Source organism: Clostridium carboxidivorans P7 (assembly GCF_001038625.1).
Classification (GTDB): domain Bacteria; phylum Bacillota; class Clostridia; order Clostridiales; family Clostridiaceae; genus Clostridium_AM; species Clostridium_AM carboxidivorans.
Genome location: NZ_CP011803.1, coordinates 5,436,873 through 5,448,668, shown reverse-complemented (window position 1 = coordinate 5,448,668; position 11,796 = coordinate 5,436,873). Strand labels below are relative to the sequence as shown.

The following is an 11,796-nucleotide window of genomic DNA, read 5'->3' as shown; positions in this document are numbered from 1 at the left end:
ACTCAGTCAGTGAAGATAATGGTCCATCAAATCTTTAAGAATTGCTGCCATAGCATCTTTAAAACTATTTGGTTCAAGCACCTTTATTGATTTACCATATGGAAGTAGAATATTAGGAACATAGGTGAGGATTGAGTTTTCATCCATTAAAAAATTAGCTCTGCATTCAGTTCGTTCTATCAGGTGATATCCTAAAAACCAATGTGCACAAAGGTCGTTTAATGCTTCTGACTTGCCCTCAATTACTAAAGTGCAAAGTTCTACTTTGCTTTCCACATTGGATAATAAGTTTTTTGTAAAAAACTCACGTGCCGAAAAAGCTTCAGGACGCTTAAATGTATTTTTAGTGCTTATAATATTTACTATTCTATCTACCCTAAAGCTGCGAATTTCATTCCTAAGATGGCAAAATGCAATAGCATACCATTTATCGTTCCAGTAAAGCATCCCATAGGGGGCAACAACCCTATGCTTAGGATGCCCTTCATAACCTGTACAGTATTCAATTTCCACAGAACATTCATTAGCAACAGCTTGCTCAATTTCCATTAATATAGATTTGACAGCTGGATCACAAATACGGCTCACTACTTCAAATCCGACTAAATGACGATTGAGAACTTTTTCTTGTTCTTGATTCGAGAACATCTTTAACTTTGATGTTGCACTATTTAGTGCTTCCATAAAAGGATATCCTGCTTCCATTGCAAAAGTGGCAGCATGCAAAAGTGATTTCTTCTCTTCAAGATCAAAAAACAGGGGTGCTCGGATAAAATTGTTAAGCAAACTATATCCGCCGTTATGACCAGGCTCCGATATTATTGGCACTCCACTAGCACACAATGCATCCATATAACGATAAACTGACCTTATGTTTATTTCTAACCTTTCGGATATTTGCTTTGCAGTTATTTTTGCACCTGAATTTAGCATCCATAAAATTGCTAGCATATTATCATTTTTTGGCATAATGCGCCCCACTTCCCTAGAATTGCTTTTTAATCAATTATTATTTTTGCTTTGGAAAGATTATCGACTGTGAACCTAGAGGAATACTCCATGACTACATCTAATAAGTTTGTCCAAAGCTTCCTTAATCATTACCACTAAATTTACTATTTATAATACTTAACTTTAAATTGGAATTTATAAAACTAATCTCATATATATAACATCATCCATTGGATTATCATAATATGCTGGAATTTCTTGAAAGCCGAATTTTTTATATAAATGAATAGCACTCTTTAAGGGCTTTAGAGTATCTAATACCATTTCTTCAAAGCCATCTTTGGAAGCTAATTCAATTATATCTTTTATTAGCTCCCGACCAATTTCTAATTTTCTATAATTTGGTTTCACATATAATCTTTTCATTTCGCAACGCTTATTAGTATGCTTATGAAATGCAACACAACCAACTACATTTCCTTCATCAGAAATAGCTGCTAAAACTTCTCCATTAGGCTTCGTATATTTGGCTTCCAAATCATTTAATTCTTCTTTCAAATGTTGAAAAGTCAAATCTCGATTAAGTGATTTTGTATATTCAACAATTAAACCTTTGATTTCTGGTAAATATATTCTTCCATCGACTATTTTCATGTTTTTTTTCCTTTCAAATTATTATTTATCTTTTAGTAAATTATAACATACTTAAAAATATCAAACTTTATTTTATTGCAATAAAAAATAAAGTGTATCCATACTATAAAAGTAATAATATAATCTTATTTGAGAGGACATTTGACAGAGGACAATGAAGGTGAGTTTTCCTCCAACAATAATCAAAAGTCCCAGAACATAAGTCTGAAGCTTTAATTTTTTGTACTAAAAAAGCCCCAAGAGTTTTATCTCTCAAGGCTGTTTTTCTCTATTTATAACTTTCTACAGTTTACGTTATAACATGTTTTTTATGATACATTCAATGGAGACCCTTAGTCCTTCTTCTAACCGTTGCCTTACACACTACTGACTTTTCATTTTTAGGCTCTGTTTTAATATAGTGTTGAAATATAACTTAAAAAATTACAGATAGGATTGTCCAGCTATAATGCTCAATATAAGAAAATTCCGAATTAACTTTGACTCAGATCCATTGATTTAAAGCTAAAATATGCCCTTACCTCCATCTACTTTGCAATATTTTTTCCTGCTTCATAAGCAAGTCTTGGGAAATCTGTAACTTCAATATCTGGTCTTGCAGCGCAACCTCTTGCTAAAATTCTTCCGGCATCTTCCCATTCCATGAACTTCAAAATATTGTTATATTGTGCCTCAACGGGATCTGTTATCCATTCTTCTCCTGATGCGCATGTGACCATCAACATTGCTTTTTTATTCTTCTGAATAGAAAATGCATTTAGCATGAATGCTCGATCAATAACAGCCTTTAACTGCGCTGTTAATCCCCAACTATAGACTGGCGAAACAAACACAATTCTGTCTGCTTCCAAAAGCAGCGGGTTTAATTTGTTAATATCATCCTTAAATACACAAGAATTCTTTCCATTCTCACATTTCCCACAGCCAATACAAGGATGTACATCCTCAAATGCTGCATCAAATCTGCTCACTTCATTTCCACTTTCCTTTGCTCCACGAATAAATTCATCAGCTAGCAAAGATGACGTTCCCTTCTTATGTGGACTACCTGTTAATACTAATACTTTCATCTTAAAAATTCTCCTTGCAAATTTAGGCTATTAACCCATGATTTTAATGTTAACTTGTTCATCAAATGCCTAAATCGTTTTGCTGGATTTTAAACCTTCCTATTTGCTCATAAGCTTACGACCAATTTCATATGCTGCTTCCATATCTTTAGGAAACTGATTTTCTCTAACTTTTCTCTTGTGTGCCTCATCAAACATACCAGAATGATATTTTGAATAATCATTAAACTGATATGTGTCACAGCTTGCATAAACTTCTACGCTTCCTCCAAGGCGCTTCAACAGTTCAGAAGAACGCATTTCTAAAGGTTTTTCCATGGCATTTTTATAATATTCTTTTGGTGCATTCATTGTATGGAAGAATGCAACATTGACTTTTCCATCAAATAATTGTTTGCTGTAATCATCATACGAACAAAGTGGAAATTCCAGTCTTTCTAAAAAACTTACCATTTGCCCTGTGAGATCTCCAAAATAAATTGGTGATCCTAAGAATACTGCATCTGCCTCAAAGATTTCTTCTAATACAGGAGTAAGTTCATCTTTTAAGCTGCAGTGGAAAGATTCCATACCCTTTCTTTTGCATCCAAAACAACTTTTACAACCAGTGTATTTTAAATCATATAACTGCACTAATTTAGTTTCAGCACCAACAGATTCAGCACCTCTCAAAGCCTCTTTTAATAATTTTTCCGTATTCCAACCCTTTCTAGGGCTGCCATTTATCGCAATTGCTTTCATAATTAAATATCTCCTTCTCATATTGTTTTCTTAGTTTTATTATTATTTTTCTTCACATAACTGTTTAAAATTATATTAATATTCTTTTCTTTTACTTATACCAATGCATTAAATTTATTTATTTTTAAACTCCTATAACTTCCTTAACCCCCGGAACCTCTTCCTTTAATGTTGCTTCTATAACTCCTTTTATTGTCATCATTGCTCCTGGACAATTTCCACAAGCACCTTGCATTTTTACACTTACAATTCCATCACTGCTAACATCAACTAGTTCAACATCTCCACCATCTCTTTGCAGCATTGGTCTAATTTTATTTAATGATTTCATTATTAATTCTTTCATCTTTATATCTCCCTTTTCAAAATTTTGTAATGATTGTTCTTTCTAAATCTGCTATACTTAGTTTATTGGAATATCTTATTTTAAACAAGTACTATTATTTTTAGAACATACTATCAAAAATAATACTAATGGGGTTTTACAGTCTTTTAAGAGCATAATATATATTTAAGGAGATAAAAATATGAACCAAAGCAAGAAATTTTCGTGTAATTGTGGACTAAACAAAGTACAAAGAATTGTTGGTGGAAAGTGGAAATTGTCACTTTTATGGTATATTTCCGCAGAAACAAGAAGATTTGGAGAGATAAAACGTATTTTTCCGGATATTACACAGTCCATGCTAACAAAACAACTCAGGGAATTAGAAAGTGATGGATTATTACATCGTGAAGTTTATAAGGAGGTTCCACCAAGAGTAGAATATTCTTTAACAAATCTTGGTCAGCAGTTTGTGCCAATCCTTCAAAGTATGTATGAATGGGGAGAGTGCAATTTAGAATAAGAATCCATAACTTTTTATGAAAAAAGATTATTTAACAAACTAACAAAAGTATTTTGTTCTATAATTTCAAAAGAATTTACTTCGGCAAGTTTTTTCATATAGTCAAAAATCAGATTAATAAGAGTATTTAATTCCTCCAACAATAGCAAAAGCCTCAGAACATAAGTCTGAAGCCTTAATTTTTTGTACTAAAAAAGCCTCGAGAGTTTTATCTCTCAAGGCTGTTTTTCTCTATTTATAACTTTCTACAGTTTACATTATAGCATTGTTTTTACGATACATTCAATAGACAACCTCGGTCTTTCTTCTAACCGCTGCCTACACACTACTAACTTTTTATTTTTAGGCTCTGTTTTAATATAGTGTTGAAATATAACCTAAAAAATTGTAGATAGGATTGCACACCTATAATGCTCAATATAAGAAAATTCCGAATTAACTTTGCTTCAGGTTAGATACATAAAAAAGTACTTCATTTCAACAGAATAGTCAGTCTTATGAAAAAAACAGAAAATTATTTTTTGTTTATTTTAAACTTCTCTCTTAAAATATCGTACTAATCGAACACCTTCTGGCTGAATTTCAAAATTAGCCTGCCACATCTCAACACCTAATGTAATACTTTTATCTACTGCTGCTCTTACTTCTTCATAGTTAGTACTTTTTTCAATTATCTCAAAACCAGGATTATTATAAATAAAGCATGTTAAAAGGATAGCTCTTTGGTGGTTTTGAAGGCTCTTTCCCAATTCTGTTATGTGTTTTACGAATCTATCAGTTGAACTAAATGGAGTAGCTTTTTTTGTTTTTATATAATCTGGATATTCAACCTGCAAATGTTGAAGAGGAGTCTTTACTTCAAGGTAGGTGTTTCCTACAAGAAAATCAAGTTTAGATATACCAAGAACTTGTTCTCTTAATACCTCATTTCCTGCTCCAACCATATCTTTAAAGCCTCCATTTACAAGATAGTGCTCTACATAACGATTTGCTGCATTTTGATTAATACCAATCCATGACTTATTAAAGTCTTCTAGACGATTCAAAGATACTGCCTCCACTGTGTATGGTGTTTTTCGTTTAGGATCACTGCTTTTTGAAAGTAAACATGGCAGACCACTTAGATCTAGATTACCCACTCTTCCTGTTGTTGGACAATGGCAATTGTTAATTTCCCCATTAATCTCACAAATCATAGTAAATTGACCTTTTCTTTTTACAATTACACCTTCTACAAGAGGTTCACTAAACTTAAAACTATTTTTATCCATAACATACCCTTTCTAAATCCATATCTATTATAATTTTTTATACATCATTTACAGTTTACACAAAATCCATGCCCTACAGCTATAAACTTAGGTTCTATTTCTAATAAACTATTTTTTAATGTTTCTAACTGATTTTCATTTGGAATTCGCTCAATGTTTATTGCTCCTACTTCTTCTTTCCAGCTACTATCAATTGTTTGACCAATGGCATCACCGAATCTCAACATTAAATCACTGCTGAAAAATATTTTCCTAGTTTCTTCATAAAAAACAACACCATTTTGAAGATGTACTTCAGATGGATAGTCAATAAATTTAAATAAAAAACCATTTCCAGTTAATAATTCTCCGTGTTTTTTTGATTGAATTTCTCCTTTATAACCAAATCCTGATAATTCACGAGCACTAAGTTCTGAACATACTGTGATTACATTTGGATATTCCTTAAGAAATACTGGTAATCCACCACATTCATCAGATTCTATATGTGGAAAAAGAATATATTTTAGTTCTTTCCCATTTAATAATTTCTTAATTTCTGGTAATACTTGTTCCGCCTGCTGCATAGTACCTGTAGATACTAGTACTGGCTCCTCTGTTAAAAGTAAATATTGATGAAGTGTAAAGTGCATAAATGGAATATGTGCAGAAGATTGATATAAATCTTTGCTTATTTCTATCATTTTAAATTTCTCCTTTCTTTTTTATAAACTTATTTTAACCCACTAATGTTGACAACATTATGTCATGATTATATTATTAAATAAAATAAATTTTGAGGTGAATAATTTTGAAAATAGATAGATTAGTATCCATTATTATGATATTGCTTGAACGAAAAAAAATTAGTGCACCTGAACTAGCAAAAATGTTTGAAGTAAATCTTAGAACAATTTATAGAGATATAGACACGATAAATCAAGCTGGTATTCCTATAATTACTTATCGTGGTGCAAATGGTGGTATTGGTATAATGGAAAAATATAAAATAGAGAAAAAACTTTTTACTCTTTCAGACATTACTGAATTATTGATTGGTCTTAAAAGTATTCATTCAACTATTTCTAATCAAGAGCTTCTTAATACTATGGCAAAACTTAAGGGATTAGTTCCTAAAGATGAACTTCAACAAGTTGAGAAAAAAACAAATCGAATTAAAATTGATCATACACCTTGGTTTGGCAATAAAAGAATACAGTTAAGCCTAAAAAAAATCAAAACTGCCATCAATAAAAATAGTTTTATTTCTTTTAAATACTTTGATCGTCTAGGACAAAAGAGCGAAAGAAAAATAGAACCCTATAGGTTGGTATTAAAAAATTCAAGCTGGTATATACAAGGCTACTGTACCTTGAGAGAAGATTTTAGAATTTTTGAAGTTTCTAACATATCTTCACTTAAAGTTCTTGAAGAAACCTTTATTCCCAGAGAGTTTGATTACGATTCACAGGACATCTATTTTAAAACTGATAGAGAAACTATTACTCTTAAACTTCTTATTCACGAATCACTTTTAGATATTATGCTTGAATTCTGTGGTAAAGATAATATTACTCTTTATAAAGATAATAAATATATAGCTTATTTTCCTTTTGTTGAAGACGATTATTTTTATAATATAATTCTTCGCTTTGGTGATAAATGTGAATGCTTAGAACCTGAGCATGTTAGAGTTGAGATTATAAAAAGAATAGAAAAACTATTGAGTATATACAAAAAACCACCTAAATAAAACTCTATATTTAGGTAGTTCAACTAGATAAACACACTATCAGTATATCTACATTATTTTTAATAGTAAAATGAAGTGTTTTGTTATCTAACTTTAGTAATAATATTATTTACTTATGGTACATTTCAGCATTCTTAATTCTAATACTGTAATCTAGTTACGTCGTCATAATTTACTATTGTTCATTAGATTACAGTTTTTAGTAACACTTAATATATTGGTTTAAGTGGCTTGAAATCTTTAACATAGAAAAGGATACTATAAAAAGCAAAAACCTCTTGGTACGATCTCACACATCCCATATTGATACAAAATTAAAGGATTATAGTGTTAGAAAGGCAATTTATGTTTAACTTATGTAAAGTGTTTGTAATTTTGTATTCATTTTATGTATAATTAAATAAATGATTAATTTGTATAAAATTACAAATATATTTATTCATAAGTTAAAGGATGTGATTGTTATTAAAAAGTCGTGTATAAGATATTTAATTATGTTAATTGCATTCATGCTTATACTTACATCTTGCGGAATAAGCAAAACAAGCAGCAGCAATAAAAAAATTGACATCTATAATACGGTCAAGGAAGCATTTCTTACTGATAAAGGATATTCTGATGAATTGTCAAAGCATATGTCAGAAGATGTTTTTAAAAGGACTAATATTTATAATGCTTATCCAGTAAATAATCCTGAATATAAAAAGCCTTTCAAGGTAGACTTTAGTCTAAAGGAAGATTCACAAAGTGTAAAAAAAGATATAATTTATGTGAAAATGACATATTCAGTTAGCATAAAGGATTCTCAAAATAAAGCAGTCGGAGGTTCCTGGAATGTACCAATAACATTTACTGTTAAGAAAACGGAAACTGGATGGTATATCATTGATAAACATGAACCGGCATAAATCACAAGATAGATTTTTAATTGGTAATAATATTCACGAAATGGAAATAAGAGAATTTTTTAATAAGTTCACTTAAAAAATGTTTTATTATGAACACTATTCTTTAACATAGCCTTAAAGTCAAGTACCACCAGCCAAGCTAGGGGTACTTGACTTTATCTTATCACAAATACAAAAATTGAAAATCCAAAAATAATTATTGCAGCACATAAACTAATTTTAGCAACCGATTTATTTTTCTTCCAATTCTGAATAGTTTGAATTAGCATTAACACACCCAGCAATGGCTCAAATACATTTATTGCAGTTTTCCAAACACCTAAAATCTGCATACATACCAATACTATTATGCTTATAGAACAAATACTGCTAAGTACATACAGAACTTTCTCATCTGTTTGTTTTTGATCCCATCTACCTATCACTTTTTCAATTGCACCTCCTATATATTACAATTTAAAACGATTGTTTAATACCATATATTCTTATTATACATAATATTAACACTTATTTAAAACAGAGCTCATTTTTAAAATTTGTATATAAATAAAAAGGCTAGTAATTAACTCACCAACCTACTTAAATTAAACATATATGTGATTGCATCAATACCTTTGCAGGGAATGTCGCAAAAATACCATAAAATTCATTACTATTTGGCTCGACATAACAGCGTTGATGTTTTTAGATTTCCTCGTTTAGGAAACATATCAAAACAATATCCATTATATCCCTACAAACTGATTTTCCTGGCATCGATTTTTTGTTATATCTAACATCGACTTATATTCCGTGTGTGTACCAGTGTGCAGGTATGGCAAGAATTTACATATACTTTTTTCCTTCGCCCCATGCATTTCCGACTTTCTCACCTAATGAAAAATAGCTGTTGCTGAACGAATCAAAAAATAACATTCCTGTTTTCTTGGCATCAATTATGCCGGTTTTATCTAACACTGACTCATCTGCCGCTACATTGACAATCCTGGCAAGTACAGTAGTGAAATTATTTCCTCTTACAACCTCTATGAGTTCGCATTCGATGACTAGTGGACTGCCTTCGATGATAGGGGCATTGACGCGTTCACTCTTTACAGCCTTCAAGCCTGTTTTTGCAAATTTATCAGGAACTCTATGGCCGGTTACAATTCCAAAGTAATCCACTTCCTTTATCAAATTCTGATTAACCAGTGCAACAGTAAATGCTCGTCTCTTTTCAATGTTCTCATGTGTCTTACTACGTGGACCAATACATAATGCGAGATCACCGGCATTCGTCCTTGTACACTCATGCAAATTCATCACGTTGACTGTTCCATCATCATTATAAGTGCCAACCATTAAAACCGGCACTGGATAACCATACGAAAAAACGTTTGGACCTAAATTTTTCATCATAATAAACAACCTCCTCTTAGTTCTTCTCTCTTAACTGAAGTCCGTCGCGATAAGCATCACCGACCTTTTCACCAACGGACAGATATGACTTATTCATCCAATCGAAAGTGATCGGATGGAATTTTTCAAATGATACCTTGCCATCTTCTCCAAGAATCCGTTCATCCAGACTTACATTGACGATTTCCCCTACCAGTCTCCAGGTTTCCTCATCATAGCTCTTCACTCTGCACTCAACGGCAAAAGGAAGCTCATCGATAATCGGTGCATCTACGAATTCGGACTTTGTTGTATGGAATCCGGACTTCTCAAACTTATCTTCCACTTTATTTCCTGTTGTTATACCAAGGTAATCACAGGCAACTTCATTTTCCACATCCGCCATACTTACAACAAAGGAACCTCTGGCAAGAATTCCCTTTAACGTGTTTCTCTTAGATGCTACGGTAATAGTAATTTCTGTCTCATTCGTGATTCCTCCCCATACTGCTAACATGGCAGTGGGCTTTTCAGCCTCATCATAAGATGAAATCATCAAAACCGGCATCGGTGTGATGTATGGCTTTGCTCCGATATTTTTTCTAGACATATTTATCCTCCTTAAATTATGTAATAAATTACAGTTATCCCATGCATTATGCTCTTAACGATATGTTTTCCTGATGTGTTCTATTCCTTTTAATTTGAACTTTCTTGCTACTACTCCATCATATAGATTTTCACCTTCCAAATCAGCGCTAAATATTAACTTGAATCATGGCATATTTTAACCTATAATTAGATATAAGATTTTCTGATTTACCAAAAAACGTTGCAATGCTTGAAAGAATTGCTCAGAAATCTGAAGAAAGGAATGTTGTTATGTCTTGGAATTGCGATACCGAAATCGATCACGCATTAGAAAAACTCGGTCAGGACTTTCCGCACCTCAATTGGGACTTTAGCCCGGATCCGTCCTCAGGAAATAACGAACTGATTTCGCATTGGTTGGGAGAGAAATCCGAGGAAGTTATGGTGTGTGCATTTAAAGGGAAAAAAATTGAGGAGCATTTTCACCGCCAGGACTTTTTTTTCATTCATTTTGCTTACCACGGAGATTATGATGCATTAAGCGCCAACTATAACAATCGGATCACGGTAAAAGAAGGAGACTGCTATATCGGTCAGCCCTACAGCGGCTATGCTGTTAAGCGGGATTCTGATCACGAATTTATTATTCTCGGAGTACTGATTCGTAAAGAAACCTTTTTCCGGGAATACCTGAGTGCGCTCTCAGCAGATAACTCCATGCTTAATTTTTTTCTGGAACCACATAAAAACAAATATGCAGAAGAGTTCGTTCATCTGGAAATTCCAGCTTCTTCACCAATCTGGCAGCTGCTGAATGTCATGATTCTTGAATATGCTCATAAAACAGAGGACTCACAGAAAATTTTAAAACCTATGGTCATGTCCCTTGCAATGTATCTTTCCTATGAGTACAAGCGTCAGCATCTACCTACTGGCACGACATTAATTGACCGGATTATGGAATATATCGAATCACACTCTGATTCTGTAACATTGAATGACATTGCATCCCATTTCGGATATCACCCCGTCTATATTTCCCGTCTTTTGCCGGAAAAGACAGGGAAGACCTTTTCTGCTTTGCTAGCTGAATCACGTATGCGAAGAGCCAAGCTATTATTGGATCATACGGATCTTTCCATTGAAAAAATTGCTGATATGCTCGGATACAGCAATAGCAGCAATTTCTATAAGGCCTTTAAACGGTATTATGGTACTTCTCCTCGTCAGCTTTAATGGTCAATATTATGGCTTCAACGTGAAATGCATCAATAACGTTATTAAACCCTTTTTCAACCGTAACACTGATTAGTTCATCATGCAAGATCTCACCTTTACTAAATTTAGTACAGGCATCAAGAAACTGGCTGCTTCTGCTCGTCACCTGCTTTGGTGCAGTCTTCAGATGCTCACAAAGATGGCGAGAATAAGGATCAGCCAGTTCTTCAAAGCTTATCTCTGTTTTTTCGGTCAGAGCGAGTTCTAAAAGAGATTCAGCTAATTCTTCACTTTGTCTAATTTTTAGTTCTAAAATATTATCCCTATTTTCTTCATACAATCTATCCATCTTTTCATCATTAAAATACTTTGCTCTTATTTAAAATTAAATATCAAAATAGATAGATTTGAGCTTAAACAAACTCAAATCTATCT

The 11,796-nt window shown here is 32.5% G+C and carries 15 protein-coding genes; 4 read left to right on the top strand and 11 right to left on the bottom strand.

Annotated features, from left to right (window positions below):
* Positions 1-6: 6 nt before the first annotated feature.
* The 5 genes from Ccar_RS24475 to Ccar_RS24455 all read right to left on the bottom strand — a co-directional run bounded on the left by Ccar_RS24475 (position 7) and on the right by Ccar_RS24455 (position 3,762).
* The gene (locus Ccar_RS24475) at positions 7-969 is read right to left on the bottom strand and encodes a helix-turn-helix transcriptional regulator (RefSeq protein ID WP_007065061.1); all 963 of its coding nucleotides are present in this window, start codon (positions 967-969) and stop codon (positions 7-9) included.
* 177 nt (positions 970-1,146) lie between these two features.
* Complete coding sequence (locus tag Ccar_RS24470) at positions 1,147-1,605, bottom strand: GNAT family N-acetyltransferase (RefSeq protein ID WP_007061541.1); 459 nt, start codon at positions 1,603-1,605, stop codon at positions 1,147-1,149.
* A gap of 527 nt (positions 1,606-2,132) precedes the next feature.
* On the bottom strand, positions 2,133-2,675 hold the full coding sequence (locus tag Ccar_RS24465; RefSeq protein WP_007061542.1) for a flavodoxin family protein: 543 nt from the start codon (positions 2,673-2,675) through the stop codon (positions 2,133-2,135).
* 99 nt (positions 2,676-2,774) lie between these two features.
* Entirely contained in the window at positions 2,775-3,416 is a 642-nt protein-coding gene (locus tag Ccar_RS24460; RefSeq protein ID WP_007061543.1) for a flavodoxin family protein, read from the bottom strand.
* 124 nt (positions 3,417-3,540) lie between these two features.
* Positions 3,541-3,762 (bottom strand): NifU family protein, encoded by a 222-nt coding sequence (locus Ccar_RS24455; RefSeq protein ID WP_007061544.1) that lies wholly within the window; start codon positions 3,760-3,762, stop codon positions 3,541-3,543.
* Positions 3,763-3,943: 181 nt separating this feature from the next.
* Between Ccar_RS24455 and Ccar_RS24450 the strand changes: the two genes are divergently transcribed.
* The gene (locus Ccar_RS24450; RefSeq protein WP_007061545.1) at positions 3,944-4,264 is read left to right on the top strand and encodes a winged helix-turn-helix transcriptional regulator; all 321 of its coding nucleotides are present in this window, start codon (positions 3,944-3,946) and stop codon (positions 4,262-4,264) included.
* A gap of 530 nt (positions 4,265-4,794) precedes the next feature.
* Here the strand turns inward: Ccar_RS24450 and Ccar_RS24445 are convergent.
* Both Ccar_RS24445 and Ccar_RS24440 read right to left on the bottom strand, forming a co-directional pair.
* Positions 4,795-5,535 (bottom strand): DNA/RNA nuclease SfsA, encoded by a 741-nt coding sequence (locus Ccar_RS24445; protein WP_007061547.1) that lies wholly within the window; start codon positions 5,533-5,535, stop codon positions 4,795-4,797.
* 44 nt (positions 5,536-5,579) lie between these two features.
* Positions 5,580-6,218 carry an MBL fold metallo-hydrolase gene (locus Ccar_RS24440; RefSeq protein WP_007061548.1) on the bottom strand — a complete coding sequence of 213 codons (639 nt, stop codon included), beginning with the start codon at positions 6,216-6,218 and terminating at the stop codon, positions 5,580-5,582.
* A 107-nt stretch (positions 6,219-6,325) separates the two neighbouring features.
* On the opposite strand from Ccar_RS24440, the gene Ccar_RS24435 reads away from it, so the two are divergent.
* Together Ccar_RS24435 and Ccar_RS24430 are read left to right on the top strand one after the other, a co-directional pair.
* Positions 6,326-7,267, top strand: coding sequence for a helix-turn-helix transcriptional regulator (locus Ccar_RS24435; protein WP_007061549.1), 942 nt, complete (start codon positions 6,326-6,328; stop codon positions 7,265-7,267).
* A 494-nt stretch (positions 7,268-7,761) separates the two neighbouring features.
* Positions 7,762-8,175 (top strand): hypothetical protein, encoded by a 414-nt coding sequence (locus tag Ccar_RS24430; RefSeq protein WP_007065063.1) that lies wholly within the window; start codon positions 7,762-7,764, stop codon positions 8,173-8,175.
* Positions 8,176-8,330: 155 nt separating this feature from the next.
* Here Ccar_RS24430 and Ccar_RS24425 read toward each other — a convergent pair whose 3' ends face one another.
* The 3 genes from Ccar_RS24425 to Ccar_RS24415 all read right to left on the bottom strand — a co-directional run bounded on the left by Ccar_RS24425 (position 8,331) and on the right by Ccar_RS24415 (position 10,162).
* The gene (locus Ccar_RS24425; protein ID WP_007061551.1) at positions 8,331-8,600 is read right to left on the bottom strand and encodes a hypothetical protein; all 270 of its coding nucleotides are present in this window, start codon (positions 8,598-8,600) and stop codon (positions 8,331-8,333) included.
* Between the two features lie 400 nt (positions 8,601-9,000).
* A complete protein-coding gene (locus tag Ccar_RS24420; RefSeq protein ID WP_007061552.1) occupies positions 9,001-9,573 on the bottom strand; it encodes a flavin reductase family protein in 573 nt (190 codons plus the stop codon).
* A gap of 16 nt (positions 9,574-9,589) precedes the next feature.
* The gene (locus Ccar_RS24415) at positions 9,590-10,162 is read right to left on the bottom strand and encodes a flavin reductase family protein (protein WP_007061553.1); all 573 of its coding nucleotides are present in this window, start codon (positions 10,160-10,162) and stop codon (positions 9,590-9,592) included.
* A gap of 227 nt (positions 10,163-10,389) precedes the next feature.
* Between Ccar_RS24415 and Ccar_RS24410 the strand changes: the two genes are divergently transcribed.
* Positions 10,390-11,379 (top strand): helix-turn-helix transcriptional regulator, encoded by a 990-nt coding sequence (locus tag Ccar_RS24410; protein WP_242655096.1) that lies wholly within the window; start codon positions 10,390-10,392, stop codon positions 11,377-11,379.
* Here Ccar_RS24410 and Ccar_RS24405 read toward each other — a convergent pair.
* Complete coding sequence (locus Ccar_RS24405) at positions 11,342-11,701, bottom strand: hypothetical protein (protein WP_035774812.1); 360 nt, start codon at positions 11,699-11,701, stop codon at positions 11,342-11,344. The two genes, Ccar_RS24410 and Ccar_RS24405, sit on opposite strands and share 38 nt — an antisense overlap.
* Positions 11,702-11,796: the final 95 nt, after the last annotated feature.

Excerpts from the sequence above, each read along its gene's own strand:
- Ccar_RS24440 (WP_007061548.1), bottom strand. The coding sequence starts at position 6,218 with ATGATAGAAATAAGCAAAGATTTATATCAATCTTCTGCACATATTCCA.
- Ccar_RS24445 (WP_007061547.1), bottom strand. The coding sequence starts at position 5,535 with ATGGATAAAAATAGTTTTAAGTTTAGTGAACCTCTTGTAGAAGGTGTA.
- Ccar_RS24430 (WP_007065063.1), top strand. The coding sequence starts at position 7,762 with ATGTTAATTGCATTCATGCTTATACTTACATCTTGCGGAATAAGCAAA.
- Ccar_RS24470 (WP_007061541.1), bottom strand. The coding sequence starts at position 1,605 with ATGAAAATAGTCGATGGAAGAATATATTTACCAGAAATCAAAGGTTTA.
- Ccar_RS24450 (WP_007061545.1), top strand. The coding sequence starts at position 3,944 with ATGAACCAAAGCAAGAAATTTTCGTGTAATTGTGGACTAAACAAAGTA.
- Ccar_RS24410 (WP_242655096.1), top strand. The coding sequence starts at position 10,390 with ATGCTTGAAAGAATTGCTCAGAAATCTGAAGAAAGGAATGTTGTTATG.
- Ccar_RS24420 (WP_007061552.1), bottom strand. The coding sequence starts at position 9,573 with ATGATGAAAAATTTAGGTCCAAACGTTTTTTCGTATGGTTATCCAGTG.
- Ccar_RS24475 (WP_007065061.1), bottom strand. The coding sequence starts at position 969 with ATGCCAAAAAATGATAATATGCTAGCAATTTTATGGATGCTAAATTCA.
- Ccar_RS24415 (WP_007061553.1), bottom strand. The coding sequence starts at position 10,162 with ATGTCTAGAAAAAATATCGGAGCAAAGCCATACATCACACCGATGCCG.
- Ccar_RS24460 (WP_007061543.1), bottom strand. The coding sequence starts at position 3,416 with ATGAAAGCAATTGCGATAAATGGCAGCCCTAGAAAGGGTTGGAATACG.
- Ccar_RS24465 (WP_007061542.1), bottom strand. The coding sequence starts at position 2,675 with ATGAAAGTATTAGTATTAACAGGTAGTCCACATAAGAAGGGAACGTCA.
- Ccar_RS24455 (WP_007061544.1), bottom strand. The coding sequence starts at position 3,762 with ATGAAAGAATTAATAATGAAATCATTAAATAAAATTAGACCAATGCTG.